Raw genomic sequence first — 15,595 nt, forward strand, 5'->3', positions numbered from 1 at the left:
TGAAAAGCCCGCGATGAACAAAGAAATTTTGGCTGTTGTTGAAGCCGTCTCCAACGAAAAAGCGCTGCCACGCGAAAAAATTTTTGAAGCGCTGGAAAGTGCGCTGGCGACAGCAACAAAGAAAAAATATGAGCAGGAGATCGATGTTCGTGTAGAAATCGATCGTAAAAGCGGTGATTTTGATACTTTCCGCCGTTGGTTGATCGTTGAAGAAGTGACCATGCCGACGAAGGAAATTACGCTGGAAGCGGCGCGTTTTGAAGACGAAAGCCTGAATGTCGGCGACTATGTTGAAGATCAGATTGAATCTGTCACCTTTGACCGTATCACCACGCAGACTGCGAAACAGGTTATCGTACAGAAGGTCCGTGAAGCTGAACGCGCGATGGTTGTCGATCAGTTCCGCGACCAGGAAGGCGAAATCGTCACTGGCGTGGTGAAGAAAGTGAACCGCGACAATATCTCTCTGGAAATTAAATCCGAAGGGATGGCCGGTAACGCTGAAGCGGTGATTCTGCGTGAAGATATGCTGCCGCGTGAAAACTTCCGTCCGGGCGACCGCATCCGCGGTGTTCTGTACGCTGTACGTCCAGAAGCGCGTGGCGCACAGCTGTTCGTCACCCGTTCCAAGCCGGAAATGCTGATCGAACTGTTCCGCATCGAAGTGCCGGAAATCGGCGAAGAAGTGATTGAAATTAAAGCGGCGGCTCGCGATCCGGGTTCTCGTGCGAAAATCGCAGTGAAAACCAACGATAAACGTATCGATCCGGTCGGCGCTTGCGTGGGGATGCGCGGCGCGCGCGTTCAGGCGGTCTCTACCGAACTGGGCGGTGAGCGTATCGATATCGTGCTGTGGGATGATAACCCGGCGCAGTTCGTCATTAATGCGATGGCGCCGGCAGACGTCGCGTCTATCGTGGTGGACGAAGATAAACATACCATGGATATCGCCGTTGAAGCCGGTAATCTGGCGCAGGCGATCGGACGTAATGGTCAGAACGTCCGCCTGGCTTCGCAATTGAGCGGCTGGGAACTCAACGTAATGACCGTTGATGACTTGCAGGCTAAACATCAGGCTGAAGCACATGCCGCTATCGAGATCTTTACTAAATATCTTGATATTGATGAAGAGTTCGCGACCGTTCTGGTAGAAGAAGGTTTCTCCACGCTCGAGGAACTGGCCTATGTGCCAATGAAAGAACTGCTGGAAATTGACGGCCTTGATGAGCCGACCGTTGAAGCACTGCGCGAGCGTGCTAAAAACGCACTGGCCACTCTGGCGCAGGACCAGGAAGCAAGCCTCGGTGATAACAAACCGGCTGACGATCTGCTGAATCTGGAAGGATTAGATCGCGATATGGCTTTCAAACTGGCGGCTCGTGGTGTTTGTACGCTGGAAGATCTCGCCGACCAGGGCATTGATGATCTGGCTGATATCGAAGGGTTGACCGACGAAAAAGCCGGTGAGCTGATTATGGCTGCCCGTAATATTTGCTGGTTCGGCGACGAAGCGTAATAAACTGTAGCAGGAAGGAACAGCATGACAGATGTAACCCTAAAAGCGCTGGCCGCAGAGAGACAGGTTTCCGTGGATCGCCTGGTACAGCAGTTTGCTGATGCAGGTATCCGGAAATCTGCTGACGACTCTGTGTCCGCACAAGAAAAACAGACTTTACTGGCGCACCTGAACCGCGAAGCGGTTTCTGGTCCCGATAAACTGACGCTGCAGCGTAAAACGCGCAGCACCCTGAATATTCCAGGTACCGGTGGAAAAAGTAAATCGGTACAAATCGAAGTCCGCAAGAAGCGCACCTTTGTGAAACGCGATCCGCAAGAGGCTGAACGCCTGGCCGCGGAAGAGCAGGCGCAGCGTGAAGCGGAAGAGCAAGCCCGTCGTGAGGCAGAAGAACAGGCCAAACGCGAGGCGCAACAAAAAGCTGAACGCGAGGCCGCAGAACAAGCTAAGCGTGAAGCCGCTGAAAAAGCGAAACGTGAAGCTGCGGAAAAAGACAAAGTGAGCAATCAACAGACTGACGATATGACCAAAACCGCCCAGGCCGAAAAAGCCCGCCGTGAGAATGAAGCTGCAGAGCTGAAGCGTAAAGCGGAAGAAGAAGCACGTCGCAAACTCGAAGAAGAAGCGCGTCGTGTAGCAGAAGAAGCTCGCCGCATGGCGGAAGAAAACAAATGGACCGCAACGCCTGAGCCAGTAGAAGACACCAGTGACTATCATGTCACCACTTCTCAGCACGCTCGCCAGGCCGAAGACGAAAACGATCGTGAAGTAGAAGGCGGTCGTGGTCGTGGCCGTAATGCAAAAGCAGCGCGTCCGGCGAAAAAAGGCAAACATGCCGAATCCAAAGCCGATCGCGAAGAAGCGCGTGCTGCGGTTCGCGGCGGTAAAGGCGGCAAGCGTAAAGGGTCTTCTTTACAGCAAGGCTTCCAGAAGCCCGCTCAGGCCGTTAACCGTGACGTGGTGATCGGTGAAACCATCACCGTTGGCGAACTGGCGAACAAGATGGCGGTGAAAGGCTCTCAGGTCATCAAAGCGATGATGAAGCTGGGCGCCATGGCCACCATCAACCAGGTCATCGACCAGGAAACCGCACAGCTGGTTGCCGAAGAGATGGGCCACAAAGTTATCCTGCGTCGTGAAAACGAACTGGAAGAAGCGGTAATGAGCGACCGTGATACCGGCGCTGCGGCTGAACCGCGCGCACCGGTTGTGACCATCATGGGCCACGTTGACCACGGTAAAACCTCTCTGCTGGACTACATTCGTTCCACGAAAGTGGCCTCTGGCGAAGCGGGCGGCATTACCCAGCACATCGGTGCCTACCACGTTGAAACTGACAACGGGATGATCACCTTCCTGGACACCCCGGGCCACGCCGCGTTTACTTCTATGCGTGCTCGCGGCGCCCAGGCAACGGATATCGTGGTTCTGGTGGTAGCGGCAGACGACGGCGTGATGCCGCAGACTATCGAAGCTATCCAGCACGCGAAAGCGGCAGGTGTGCCGGTCGTGGTTGCGGTGAACAAAATCGATAAGCCGGAAGCCGATCCGGATCGCGTTAAGAACGAACTGTCCCAGTACGGCATTCTGCCGGAAGAGTGGGGCGGTGAAAGCCAGTTCGTTCACGTGTCTGCGAAAGCGGGTACCGGTATTGACGAACTGCTTGATGCTATCCTGCTGCAGGCCGAAGTTCTGGAACTGAAAGCCGTTCGTAAAGGTATGGCGAGCGGCGCGGTGATCGAATCCTTCCTGGATAAAGGTCGTGGTCCGGTGGCTACCGTGCTGGTTCGTGAAGGTACGTTGCATAAGGGCGATATCGTGCTGTGTGGCTTCGAATACGGTCGCGTGCGTGCGATGCGTAACGAACTGGGTCAGGAAGTGCTGGAAGCGGGTCCGTCCATTCCGGTGGAAATCCTCGGCCTGTCCGGCGTTCCGGCTGCCGGTGACGAAGTGACCGTCGTTCGTGACGAGAAGAAAGCGCGTGAAGTGGCTCTGTATCGTCAGGGTAAATTCCGTGAAGTTAAACTGGCTCGTCAGCAGAAATCTAAACTCGAGAACATGTTCGCCAACATGACCGAAGGCGAAGTTCACGAAGTGAACATCGTGCTGAAGGCTGACGTACAGGGTTCCGTGGAAGCGATCTCCGACTCTTTGCTGAAACTGTCTACCGACGAAGTGAAAGTGAAGATCATCGGTTCTGGCGTAGGTGGTATCACCGAAACCGACGCGACCCTGGCTGCGGCGTCCAACGCGATTCTGGTGGGCTTCAACGTTCGTGCTGATGCTTCTGCGCGTAAAGTGATCGAATCTGAAAGCCTGGATCTGCGTTACTACTCCGTCATCTATAACCTGATTGACGAAGTGAAAGCGGCAATGAGCGGTATGCTGTCTCCGGAACTGAAACAGCAGATCATCGGTCTTGCTGAAGTGCGCGATGTGTTCAAATCGCCGAAATTCGGCGCGATCGCGGGCTGTATGGTTACCGAAGGTACGATTAAACGCCATAACCCAATCCGCGTACTGCGCGACAACGTGGTTATCTATGAAGGCGAGCTGGAATCCCTGCGCCGCTTCAAAGATGACGTTAACGAAGTCCGTAACGGCATGGAATGTGGTATCGGCGTGAAGAACTACAACGACGTTCGCGTTGGCGATATGATCGAAGTATTCGAGATTATCGAGATCCAACGTACTATCGCTTAATCTTCGTCGTCTTTTGGGCCGCAACGGCGTTGGCTGCGCTCGCTCACCCCGGTCACATAGTTATCTATGCTCCCGGGGATTTACGAGCTTGCCGCCTTGTTGCAATCCAAAATCCTTAGAAGATGATTAGGCGTAGGCCGGGTAAGCGAAGCGCCACCCGGCAAGAAATTTAAAAAGGGGGCTTATGGCCCCTTTTTTGTCTTTATTCTGGAGAATTTATTATGGCGAAAGAATTTGGTCGCCCTCAGCGCGTAGCGCAAGAGATGCAAAAAGAGATCGCAATCATCCTGCAGCGCGAAATTAAAGACCCGCGCCTGGGCATGATGACTACCGTCTCCGGTGTCGAAATGTCCCGCGATCTGGCATACGCCAAAGTATTCGTGACGTTCCTCAACGATCAGGACGAAGCGGCTGTGAAAAACGGCATTAAGGCCCTGCAGGAAGCGTCTGGTTTCATCCGCAGCTTGCTGGGTAAAGCGATGCGTCTGCGCATCGTGCCGGAACTGACCTTCTTCTACGACAACTCGCTGGTGGAAGGGATGCGTATGTCCAACCTGGTGACTAACGTGGTGAAACATGACGAAGAACGTCGTGTGAACCCGGACGACAGCAAGGAGGACTGATGAGTCGTCCTCGTCGTCGTGGCCGCGACATTCACGGCGTTCTGCTGCTGGATAAGCCGCAGGGTATGTCCAGCAATGACGTGCTGCAGAAAGTTAAGCGCATCTACAATGCCAACCGCGCCGGGCATACCGGCGCGCTGGACCCGCTGGCGACCGGCATGTTGCCGATTTGCCTCGGCGAAGCGACAAAATTTTCGCAGTACCTGCTGGATTCTGACAAACGCTATCGTGTTATTGCCCGTCTGGGGCAGCGCACGGATACCTCTGACGCCGATGGTCAAATCGTGCAGGAGCGTCCGGTGACTTTCAGCGCTGAGCAGCTTGCGAGCGCGCTGGAGACCTTTCGTGGGGATATCGAACAGATTCCCTCGATGTATTCGGCGCTGAAGTATCAGGGCAAGAAGCTGTACGAATATGCCCGCCAGGGTATCGAAGTGCCGCGCGAAGCCCGCCCGATTACCGTCTATGAGCTGCTGTTTATTCGCCATGAAGGTAACGAGCTGGAGCTGGAAGTTCATTGCTCCAAAGGCACCTATATTCGTACCATTATTGATGATTTAGGTGAGAAACTGGGCTGTGGCGCGCACGTAACGTACCTGCGTCGTCTGACGGTCAGCAAGTATCCGATTGAGCGAATGGTGACGCTGGAGCACTTGCAGACGCTGGTAGCACAGGCGGAACAGCAGGGCGTTCCGGCGGCGCAGTTGCTCGATCCATTATTGATGCCAATGGACAGTCCAGCTTCGGACTATCCTGTTGTTAATCTGCCGTTAACATCTTCGGTATACTTCAAAAATGGCAACCCGGTTCGTACCACGGGCGCGCCGTTGAAGGGACTGGTTCGTGTGACGGAAGGTGAAGACGATAAATTTATCGGTATGGGCGAAATTGACGACGAAGGCCGTGTCGCGCCTCGTCGGCTGGTAGTAGAGTACCCGGCGTAATGTCGCTTCGTCTTGCGATAAGAGAGCGCTGCGAGTAGAATACCGCCGCTTAACGTCGCGTAAATTATTTAACAGTTTACGCGGCGTACACTGGGATCGCTGAATTAGAGATCGGCGTCCTCTCATTCTTAAATACTTTGGAGTTTTAAAATGTCTCTAAGTACTGAAGCTACAGCTAAAATCGTTTCTGAGTTCGGTCGTGACGCAAACGACACCGGTTCTACCGATGTTCAGGTTGCTCTGTTGACTGCACAGATTAACCACCTGCAGGGTCACTTTGCAGAGCATAAAAAAGATCACCACAGTCGTCGTGGTCTGCTGCGTATGGTTTCTCAGCGTCGTAAACTGCTCGACTACCTGAAACGTAAAGATGTTGCACGCTACACCGCGCTGATTGAGCGTCTGGGTCTGCGTCGCTAATTCTTTCGAGTTTCAGAAAGAGGGGGCCTTCATGGCCCCTTTTTTCCAGCAGATGGCAGCAATTCGCTGGAAACTAATGTATTGTTGCTATGAATGATCTTCCGTTGCAGAGGTTCGCGCGGCTAATGAGAGGCTTTACCCATATCAGGGTTAGGGTTGTCATTAGTCGCGAGGATGCGCAGAAGATCGGGTATTAACGACGGCGCGTATTGTGCCGTCAAAAATTGGAAAGGATATTATTTTGCTTAATCCGATCGTTCGTAAATTCCAGTACGGTCAGCATACCGTTACGCTGGAAACTGGCATGATGGCGCGTCAGGCCACTGCCGCTGTTATGGTAAGCATGGATGACACCGCCGTATTCGTTACCGTTGTCGGCCAGAAAAAAGCCAAGCCAGGCCAGGACTTCTTCCCACTGACCGTTAACTATCAGGAGCGTACCTACGCTGCTGGTCGTATCCCGGGCAGCTTCTTCCGTCGTGAAGGCCGTCCAAGCGAAGGCGAAACCCTGATCGCGCGTCTGATTGACCGCCCGGTTCGTCCTCTGTTCCCGGAAGGTTTCGTTAACGAAGTGCAGGTTATTGCGACCGTCGTTTCCGTTAACCCGCAGGTTAACCCAGACATCGTTGCCATGATCGGCGCATCTGCTGCGCTGTCGCTGTCCGGCATTCCGTTCAACGGCCCAATCGGCGCGGCGCGCGTAGGTTACATCAATGACCAGTACGTTCTGAACCCGACCCAGGACGAGCTGAAAGAAAGCAAGCTGGACCTGGTGGTTGCCGGTACCGAAGCGGCTGTGCTGATGGTGGAATCCGAAGCTGAACTGCTGAGCGAAGACACTATGCTGGGCGCGGTGGTATTCGGTCACGAGCAGCAGCAGGTTGTTATCCAGGCGATCAACGATCTGGTGAAAGAAGCCGGTAAACCGCGTTGGGACTGGCAGCCGGAAGCCGTCAACGACGCGTTGAACGCGCGTGTAGCTGCGCTTGCTGAATCTCGTCTGAGCGACGCGTACCGCATCACCGATAAACAAGAGCGCTATGCTCAGGTTGACGTAATCAAATCCGAAACCATCGAGCAGCTTATTGCAGAAGATGAAACTCTGGATGCTAACGAGCTGGGCGAAATCCTGCACGCTATCGAGAAAAACGTGGTACGTAGCCGCGTACTGGCAGGCGAGCCGCGTATTGATGGCCGTGAAAAAGACATGATCCGTGGTCTGGACGTGCGCACTGGCGTACTGCCGCGTACTCACGGTTCCGCTCTGTTTACCCGTGGTGAAACGCAGGCGCTGGTTACCGCGACTCTGGGTACTGCCCGTGACGCGCAGGTGCTTGATGAACTGATGGGCGAGCGTACTGACAGCTTCCTGTTCCACTACAACTTCCCTCCGTACTCCGTAGGCGAAACCGGCATGGTCGGTTCTCCGAAGCGTCGTGAAATTGGTCACGGTCGTCTGGCGAAGCGCGGCGTGCTGGCAGTGATGCCGGACATGGATAAATTCCCGTACACCGTTCGCGTGGTGTCTGAAATCACCGAATCCAACGGTTCTTCCTCTATGGCTTCCGTGTGCGGCGCTTCTCTGGCGCTGATGGACGCTGGCGTGCCAATTAAAGCCGCCGTAGCAGGTATCGCTATGGGTCTGGTGAAAGAAGGCGACAACTACGTTGTACTGTCTGACATTCTGGGCGACGAAGATCACCTGGGCGATATGGACTTCAAAGTGGCGGGTTCCCGCGACGGTATCTCTGCGCTGCAGATGGATATCAAAATTGAAGGTATCACCAAAGAGATCATGCAGGTTGCGTTGAACCAGGCTAAAGGTGCGCGTCTGCACATCCTGGGCGTGATGGAACAGGCGATCAACGCGCCGCGCGGCGATATCTCTGAATTTGCGCCGCGTATCCATACCATCAAGATCAGCACGGACAAGATCAAAGACGTGATCGGTAAAGGCGGTTCTGTGATCCGCGCGCTGACTGAAGAGACCGGCACCACCATCGAAATTGAAGATGACGGTACTGTGAAGATCGCGGCGACCGACGGCGAGAAAGCGAAATATGCTATCCGTCGTATCGAAGAGATCACCGCAGAGATCGAAGTCGGCCGTATCTACAATGGTAAAGTGACCCGTATCGTTGACTTTGGCGCGTTTGTTGCCATCGGCGGCGGTAAAGAAGGTCTGGTTCACATCTCTCAAATCGCGGATAAGCGTGTAGAGAAAGTGACCGACTATCTGCAGATGGGTCAGGAAGTCCCGGTTAAGGTTCTGGAAGTTGACCGCCAGGGCCGTGTACGTCTGAGCATTAAAGAAGCAACCGAGCAGTCTCAACCTGCGGCTGCGCCGGAAGCTCCGGCGAGCGAACAGGCCGAGTAAGGTAGCCTTTTGCCCTCCGCAGTGCGGAGGGCTTTAGACCTGGCTGGACGCCTTGTTGAGCCACCGGGGAACAGGACGTTCATTCAATCGTTGTCTTCGGGAGTGGGAAATGAAGCCTTTTTTGCGCTGGTGTTTCGTTGCGACAGCACTTACGCTTGCAGGATGCAGTAATTCCGCCTGGCGTAAAAGTGAAGTCCTCGCAGTACCATTGCAACCGACTTTACAGCAGGAAGTGATTCTGGCGCGTATGGAACAGATTCTTGCCAGTCGGGCTTTAACCGATGACGAACGCGCACAGCTTTTATATGAGCGCGGAGTGTTGTATGATAGTCTTGGTTTGAGGGCATTAGCGCGAAATGATTTTTCACAAGCGCTGGCAATCAGACCGGATATGCCTGAAGTATTCAATTACTTAGGCATTTATTTAACGCAGGCAGGCAATTTTGATGCTGCCTATGAAGCGTTTGATTCTGTACTAGAGCTTGATCCAACTTACAACTACGCGCACTTAAACCGCGGTATCGCATTGTATTACGGCGGCCGTGATAAGTTAGCGCAAGATGATCTGCTGGCGTTTTATCAAGACGATCCCAATGATCCTTACCGCAGCCTGTGGCTGTATCTTGTTGAGCAGAAGCTTAATGAGAAGCAGGCGAAAGAAGCGTTAAAAGCACGCTTCGAAAAATCGGATAAAGAGCAATGGGGATGGAACATTGTCGAGTTCTACCTGGGCGACATTAGCGAAGCAACGCTGATGGAAAGGCTCAAGGCGGACGCAACGGATAACACCTCGCTCGCTGAGCATCTCAGTGAAACCAACTTCTATTTAGGTAAGTATTACCTAAGTCTGGGGGATTTGGACAGCGCCACGGCTCTGTTCAAACTGGCGGTGGCCAACAACGTTCATAACTTTGTTGAGCACCGATACGCATTGTTGGAATTATCGCTCCTGGGCCAGGACCAAGATGACCTGGCAGAATCGGACCAGCAATAGCTGACGAACATATCAGCCCGTAATCTTTTTGATTGCCATCACCTTCGCGGGTGAGGGCGTTGTTGTTCGTTAATACACCTACTTTGAGCCGGTTCACACTTTTCAATGAAAATTGCAGATCAATTTCATGATGAGTTATGTAGACTGGCCGCCATTAATTTTGAGGCACACGTACTACATGGCTGAATTCGAAACCACTTTTGCAGATCTGGGGCTGAAGGCTCCTATCCTTGAAGCCCTTACCGATCTGGGTTACGAAAAACCATCTCCAATCCAGGCAGAGTGCATTCCGCATCTGCTGGGCGGTCGCGACGTGCTGGGCATGGCCCAGACCGGTAGCGGCAAAACCGCAGCGTTCTCTTTACCGCTGCTCAACAATCTTGATCCTGAGCTGAAGGCACCTCAGATTCTGGTGCTGGCGCCGACCCGCGAACTGGCGGTACAGGTTGCCGAAGCCATGACGGATTTCTCTAAACACATGCGCGGCGTAAACGTGGTTGCCCTGTACGGCGGTCAGCGTTATGACGTGCAGTTACGCGCCCTGCGTCAGGGGCCGCAGATCGTTGTCGGTACGCCGGGACGTCTGCTTGATCACTTAAAACGTGGCACCCTCGACCTCTCTAAACTGAGTGGTCTGGTGCTGGATGAAGCCGACGAAATGCTGCGTATGGGCTTCATCGAAGACGTTGAAACTATTATGGCGCAGATCCCGGAAGGTCATCAGACCGCTCTGTTCTCCGCCACCATGCCGGAAGCGATTCGTCGCATTACCCGTCGCTTTATGAAAGAGCCGCAGGAAGTGCGCATTCAGTCCAGCGTGACTACCCGTCCTGACATCAGCCAGAGCTACTGGACTGTCTGGGGCATGCGTAAAAACGAAGCGCTGGTGCGTTTCCTGGAAGCGGAAGACTTTGATGCGGCGATTATCTTCGTGCGTACCAAAAACGCGACCCTGGAAGTAGCAGAAGCGCTGGAACGTAGCGGCTACAACAGCGCCGCGTTGAATGGCGATATGAACCAGGCGCTGCGTGAGCAGACTCTGGAACGCCTGAAAGATGGTCGTCTGGACATCCTGATCGCTACCGACGTGGCGGCACGTGGTCTGGACGTTGAACGTATCAGCCTGGTGGTGAACTACGATATCCCGATGGACTCCGAGTCCTACGTTCACCGTATCGGTCGTACCGGCCGTGCGGGTCGCGCCGGTCGCGCGCTGCTGTTCGTTGAGAACCGCGAGCGTCGTCTGCTGCGCAACATCGAACGCACCATGAAGCTGACCATTCCGGAAGTGGAACTGCCGAACGCAGAACTGCTGGGCAAACGCCGTCTGGAAAAATTCGCCGCGAAAGTTCAGCAGCAACTGGAAAGCAGCGATCTGGATCAGTACCGTGCGTTGCTGGCGAAAATCCAGCCGTCTGCTGAAGGTGAAGAGCTGGATCTCGAAACGCTGGCCGCCGCACTGCTGAAAATGGCGCAGGGCGAGCGTCCGCTGATCCTGCCGCCGGATGCGCCGATGCGTCCTAAGCGTGAATTCCGTGACCGTGACGACCGTGGTCCGCGCGATCGTAATGACCGTGGCCCGCGTGGCGATCGTGAAGAACGTCCGCGTCGTGAACGTCGTGACGTTGGCGATATGCAGTTATACCGCATTGAAGTGGGCCGTGATGACGGCGTTGAAGTTCGTCATATCGTGGGCGCTATCGCTAACGAAGGCGACATCAGCAGCCGTTACATTGGTAACATTAAGCTGTTCGCGTCTCACTCCACCATCGAGCTGCCGAAAGGTATGCCGGGCGAAGTGCTCCAGCACTTCACGCGTACCCGCATTCTGAACAAGCCGATGAATATGCAGCTGTTGGGTGATGCGGTTCCGCACGCGGGCGGCGAACGTCGCGGCGGTGGTCGTAGCTTCAGTGGCGAGCGTCGTGAAGGCGGTCGTAATTTCAGCGGCGAACGTCGTGAAGGCGGTCGTGGTGATGGTCGTCGCTTCAGCGGCGAGCGTCGTGAAAGCCGTGGTCCGCGTCGTGATGACTCTACCGGTCGCCGTCGTTTCGGCGGTGATGCGTAACTCACGCTGAACTGCGCATTCACAGCGTAAAGTAAAATATACAGCCCCGATCGTCACAATCGGGGCTTTTTTTATTTCTTTCGTACTCGTGTACTGGTACAGTGCAACGTATTGAGAGATAGTCACATTATAAATGACTGGAGAGAGAGCTGAATGGCAACACTTACCACCACCCAAACGTCACCTTCGCTGCTTGGCGGCGTGGTGATTATCGGCGGCACCATCATTGGCGCGGGGATGTTCTCCCTGCCGGTGGTCATGTCCGGGGCGTGGTTCTTCTGGTCGATGGCGGCGCTGGTCTTTACCTGGTTTTGTATGCTGCACTCCGGGCTGATGATCCTCGAAGCTAACCTTAACTACCGCATTGGTTCGAGTTTCGACACCATCACCAAAGATCTGTTGGGGAAAGGCTGGAACGTGGTAAATGGCATCTCTATTGCCTTTGTGCTCTACATCCTGACTTACGCCTATATCTCGGCGAGCGGCTCAATTCTGCATCATACCTTTGCTGAGATGTCGCTGAACGTTCCGGCGCGAGCGGCAGGTTTTGCCTTTGCGCTGCTGGTGGCGTTTGTCGTGTGGCTGAGTACGAAGGCGGTCAGCCGGATGACGGCGATTGTGCTGGGCGCGAAAGTGATTACTTTCTTCCTGACCTTCGGCAGCCTGTTAGGGCACGTTCAGCCGACCACGTTGTTTAACGTGGCTGAAAGCCACGCGTCATATACGCCGTACCTGCTGATGACGCTGCCATTTTGTCTGGCCTCTTTTGGTTATCACGGTAACGTACCGAGCCTGATGAAATATTACGGCAAAGATCCGCGTACCATCGTCAAATGCCTGATTTATGGGACGTTACTGGCGCTGGCGCTCTATTCCGTCTGGCTGCTGGGGACGATGGGCAACATCCCACGTCCGGAATTTATCGGCATTGCGCAGAAAGGCGGCAATATTGATGTGCTGGTACAGGCGTTGAGCGGCGTGCTGAACAGCCGCAGCCTGGATCTGCTGCTGGTGGTGTTCTCTAACTTTGCTGTCGCCAGTTCCTTCCTTGGCGTGACGCTGGGGCTGTTTGACTATCTGGCGGATCTGTTTGGTTTGGATGACTCGGCAATGGGGCGTTTTAAAACCGCACTGCTGACGTTTGTGCCGCCAATTGTCGGTGGCCTGCTGGGGCCGAACGGCTTCCTGTACGCCATTGGCTATGCAGGTTTAGCTGCAACTATCTGGGCGGCCATTGTGCCTGCGCTGTTGGCGCGTAAATCTCGCGAACGTTTCGGCAGCCCGAAATTCCGCGTCTGGGGCGGCACGCCGATGATTGTACTGATTCTGGTCTTCGGTGTCGGCAACGCGGTTATCCATATTCTGTCGAGCTTTAATTTGCTGCCGGTGTACCAGTAATTGAACGAGCCGGATGAGCTGTTTTCATCCGGCAATATTTCACAAGTCCGCGAAATGGTATCAAATAAAACCCTGTTTATTATAAAGTTCTTCGGCGAGTGCTTCCCCGTGTTCATCGAAAAAAGCATCGGCGATAGTTAAATTTTCTGCCTTAGGATTTGCCGTTATTCTGCTACCATTGGCGTCAAATTCGAGCGCGATGGCGATCTCCGAACCCCACCAGTAATAATAAATTAGCGCAAAATTATTTTCCCCTGGCGTAATAAATTTCTCGATTCCCCGCACACAGGCCATGAGTGGCATGAAGATTTCATAGCTCTCTGAGAGAAATATGTGATCCATCGTGACTATCTGTGTTTCTTTATTAAAGTTGATATGTTCAGCATAAATATTCTTTTCACTTTCACCAGAATTACATGTGGCAAGATTGTTAAGCATTTTTGCAGGATCGCCGTACAACCTTTGCTCCTCAGTAAACCATGGCAACCAGTCGTCATAGTCTTTAATATTTGTTGCCGGTGAATGGAAAAATTTCTTGAGGTTACTCTCGGTAATATGTGCATGAAGAAAAAAGGAAGCAGGTTCACTCATGATGATTTTCTCTGGTAATAAGTCGATTTATTCATATCCCTGTTCGGTTATGATAAAACGATTACTATTTTATAAAAGTACAGAACTGGACCTTTCCTCTATTTCCTGTCATAGGAAAATATATACTTGAACTGGTTCAGAATAAGCGGAATACGAAAATGGGGCGTAAAGGACTACTCGCTATTGTATTATTGAGCCTGTTTATCGCTTTTATTTTAAAATTTTTCTGGCTCACTCCGTACGATGAAGACGTTTACCTGCCAGTGGAAAAACCTGTCGCATCGTCTTTAAAAATCATTCACCCCGGCGACCAGTTATTTATCCGCATTCTGAAAGCGGAAGATAAGCTGGAACTGTGGGCAAGCGCCAATAACAAGCCTTACGAACTCTACAAAACCTGGACTATATGCGCATGGTCTGGTGGCTTAGGGCCAAAACATAAACAGGGAGATGGTAAAAGCCCGGAAGGCTTTTATGCCACCAACAAAGGGTTGCTTAACCCAAACAGCCGCTATCATCTGGCATTTAATATTGGCTACCCGAATGCTTACGATCGGGCAAATGGCTACACCGGTGATTTCATTATGGTTCACGGGAACTGCGTTTCGGCGGGTTGCTATGCCATGACTGATGCCGGTATTGAAGAGATTTATCAACTGGTGGCGCAGGCGCTAAACAGCGGGCAGAAGAGCGTGCCTGTCCATATCTTCCCATTTACGATGAATGACGAAAATATGCGCCAGGCGCAAGCATGGCCGGAATATAATTTCTGGCGTATGTTGAAGCCCGGCTATGATTACTTCGAAAAACATCGCCGATTGCCAACCATCACCGTTGAAAATCGGCGTTATAAAATCAGCCCAACAACTCTTCCTTAACATCCATCGCTAAATCAAACGAATGCAGGCGTGCCTGGTGGTCGAAAATCTGCCCGTTGACCATAATTTCATCCGCCTGGGTCTCCCGCAGAATGGACACCAGCCCGTGGCGGACTTTCGCTTTATCACCGACCAGCGACATACTCAGCGCCTGTTGCACGCCATACTGCTCGGATGGCGACCAGAAGGTCTTCATATTCTCAACCGGCGGCGGCAGTTGGCCGGTTTCCCCACGGCGTAGCTTCACAAAAGCCTGCTGCATGGAGGTAAACAGGAATTCGGCGTCGCGGTTGCTGTCGGCGGCGATAATATTGATACACACCATCGCGTACGGTTTTTCCAGCCGCGCTGAAGGTTTGAACTGGGTACGGTACAGATGCAGCGCCTGGAACAACATATCCGGCGCGAAATGCGAAGCAAAGGCGAACGGCAGGCCAAGCTGGGCCGCCAGTTGTGCGCTATACAGGCTGGAGCCCAACAGCCAGACCGGGATCTTCTCGCCGTAGCCGGGCACCGGGCGCACATGCGGATTAGGATCGCGAGCGTCGAACCAGTCCACCAGCTCTGCGACATCGCGTGGAAAGTTATCGATATCGCCGCTCATATGGCGACGCAGCGCGCGCATCGTCGGCTGATCGCTACCCGGCGCGCGTCCCAATCCTAAGTCGATACGTCCCGGGTAGAGCGTATTCAGCGTGCCGAACTGCTCGGCAATCACCAGCGGTGAATGGTTAGGCAGCATCACGCCGCCGGAGCCAAGATGTAATGTTGTGGTATTGGCCGCCAGATAACCAATCAATACCGAGGTCGCCGCGCTGGCGATACCGGTCATGTTGTGATGTTCTGCCAGCCAGTAGCGGTGATAACCGCGCTTTTCAGCCAGCCGTGCGAGATCAAGCGAGTGCGTGAAGGCTTCTTTTGCCGAAGATCCTTCAGGGATCGGCGCCAGATCCAGCACCGAGAACGGAATAGTTTTGTCAGTCATAACGGCTCACTTTGTTACCGGTTAATCTTTTAATACTGCATTAAAGATTAGCGAATGTTGTTAACAAAGTGAGCTTTATGAGACTGACGGCAAAAACA

General features: G+C 53.4%; 13 protein-coding genes. 11 read left to right on the forward strand and 2 right to left on the reverse strand.

Annotation, left to right across the window (positions count from 1 at the left end):
- Positions 1–13: 13 nt before the first annotated feature.
- The 10 genes from nusA to mtr all read left to right on the forward strand — a co-directional run bounded on the left by nusA (position 14) and on the right by mtr (position 13,043).
- A complete protein-coding gene (nusA, locus tag HU143_RS02745) occupies positions 14–1,516 on the forward strand; it encodes a transcription termination factor NusA (RefSeq protein ID WP_001031038.1) in 1,503 nt (500 codons plus the stop codon).
- Between the two features lie 24 nt (positions 1,517–1,540).
- Positions 1,541–4,219 (forward strand): translation initiation factor IF-2, encoded by a 2,679-nt coding sequence (gene infB / locus HU143_RS02750; RefSeq protein WP_000133064.1) that lies wholly within the window; start codon positions 1,541–1,543, stop codon positions 4,217–4,219.
- A gap of 221 nt (positions 4,220–4,440) precedes the next feature.
- On the forward strand, positions 4,441–4,842 hold the full coding sequence (rbfA, locus tag HU143_RS02755) for a 30S ribosome-binding factor RbfA (RefSeq protein ID WP_001040200.1): 402 nt from the start codon (positions 4,441–4,443) through the stop codon (positions 4,840–4,842).
- Positions 4,842–5,786 (forward strand): tRNA pseudouridine(55) synthase TruB, encoded by a 945-nt coding sequence (gene truB / locus HU143_RS02760; RefSeq protein ID WP_001727032.1) that lies wholly within the window; start codon positions 4,842–4,844, stop codon positions 5,784–5,786. The genes rbfA and truB overlap by 1 nt, the downstream gene beginning before the upstream one ends.
- 150 nt (positions 5,787–5,936) lie before the next feature.
- Positions 5,937–6,206, forward strand: a complete 270-nt coding sequence (gene rpsO, locus HU143_RS02765) for a 30S ribosomal protein S15 (protein ID WP_000059465.1) — start codon at positions 5,937–5,939, stop codon at positions 6,204–6,206.
- 241 nt (positions 6,207–6,447) lie between these two features.
- Positions 6,448–8,583, forward strand: coding sequence for a polyribonucleotide nucleotidyltransferase (pnp, locus tag HU143_RS02770; protein ID WP_001670767.1), 2,136 nt, complete (start codon positions 6,448–6,450; stop codon positions 8,581–8,583).
- A gap of 109 nt (positions 8,584–8,692) precedes the next feature.
- Positions 8,693–9,577 (forward strand): lipoprotein NlpI, encoded by an 885-nt coding sequence (nlpI, locus tag HU143_RS02775; RefSeq protein WP_000802069.1) that lies wholly within the window; start codon positions 8,693–8,695, stop codon positions 9,575–9,577.
- Positions 9,578–9,682: 105 nt separating this feature from the next.
- Entirely contained in the window at positions 9,683–9,763 is an 81-nt protein-coding gene (gene yrbN, locus HU143_RS02780) for a protein YrbN (RefSeq protein ID WP_010723222.1), read from the forward strand.
- The gene (gene deaD, locus HU143_RS02785) at positions 9,756–11,645 is read left to right on the forward strand and encodes an ATP-dependent RNA helicase DeaD (RefSeq protein ID WP_000807248.1); all 1,890 of its coding nucleotides are present in this window, start codon (positions 9,756–9,758) and stop codon (positions 11,643–11,645) included. Before yrbN ends, deaD begins: the two co-directional genes overlap by 8 nt.
- Before the next feature lie 153 nt (positions 11,646–11,798).
- Positions 11,799–13,043: a tryptophan permease gene (mtr, locus tag HU143_RS02790; RefSeq protein WP_023226588.1), complete on the forward strand. Its 1,245-nt coding sequence runs from the start codon at positions 11,799–11,801 to the stop codon at positions 13,041–13,043.
- A 60-nt stretch (positions 13,044–13,103) separates the two neighbouring features.
- Here the strand turns inward: mtr and HU143_RS02795 are convergent, their stop codons facing one another.
- Complete coding sequence (locus HU143_RS02795) at positions 13,104–13,634, reverse strand: hypothetical protein (protein WP_001294027.1); 531 nt, start codon at positions 13,632–13,634, stop codon at positions 13,104–13,106.
- A gap of 158 nt (positions 13,635–13,792) precedes the next feature.
- Here HU143_RS02795 and HU143_RS02800 point away from each other — a divergent pair, with 158 nt between their 5' ends.
- A complete protein-coding gene (locus tag HU143_RS02800) occupies positions 13,793–14,512 on the forward strand; it encodes a L,D-transpeptidase family protein (protein WP_023226587.1) in 720 nt (239 codons plus the stop codon).
- Here HU143_RS02800 and HU143_RS02805 read toward each other — a convergent pair.
- Positions 14,490–15,497 carry a luciferase-like monooxygenase gene (locus tag HU143_RS02805; protein ID WP_023226586.1) on the reverse strand — a complete coding sequence of 336 codons (1,008 nt, stop codon included), beginning with the start codon at positions 15,495–15,497 and terminating at the stop codon, positions 14,490–14,492. The genes HU143_RS02800 and HU143_RS02805 overlap by 23 nt on opposite strands.
- Positions 15,498–15,595 lie beyond the last annotated feature (98 nt).

The organism is Salmonella sp. SJTUF14076, assembly GCF_015534835.1.
GTDB classification, from domain to species: Bacteria; Pseudomonadota; Gammaproteobacteria; order Enterobacterales; family Enterobacteriaceae; genus Salmonella; species Salmonella enterica.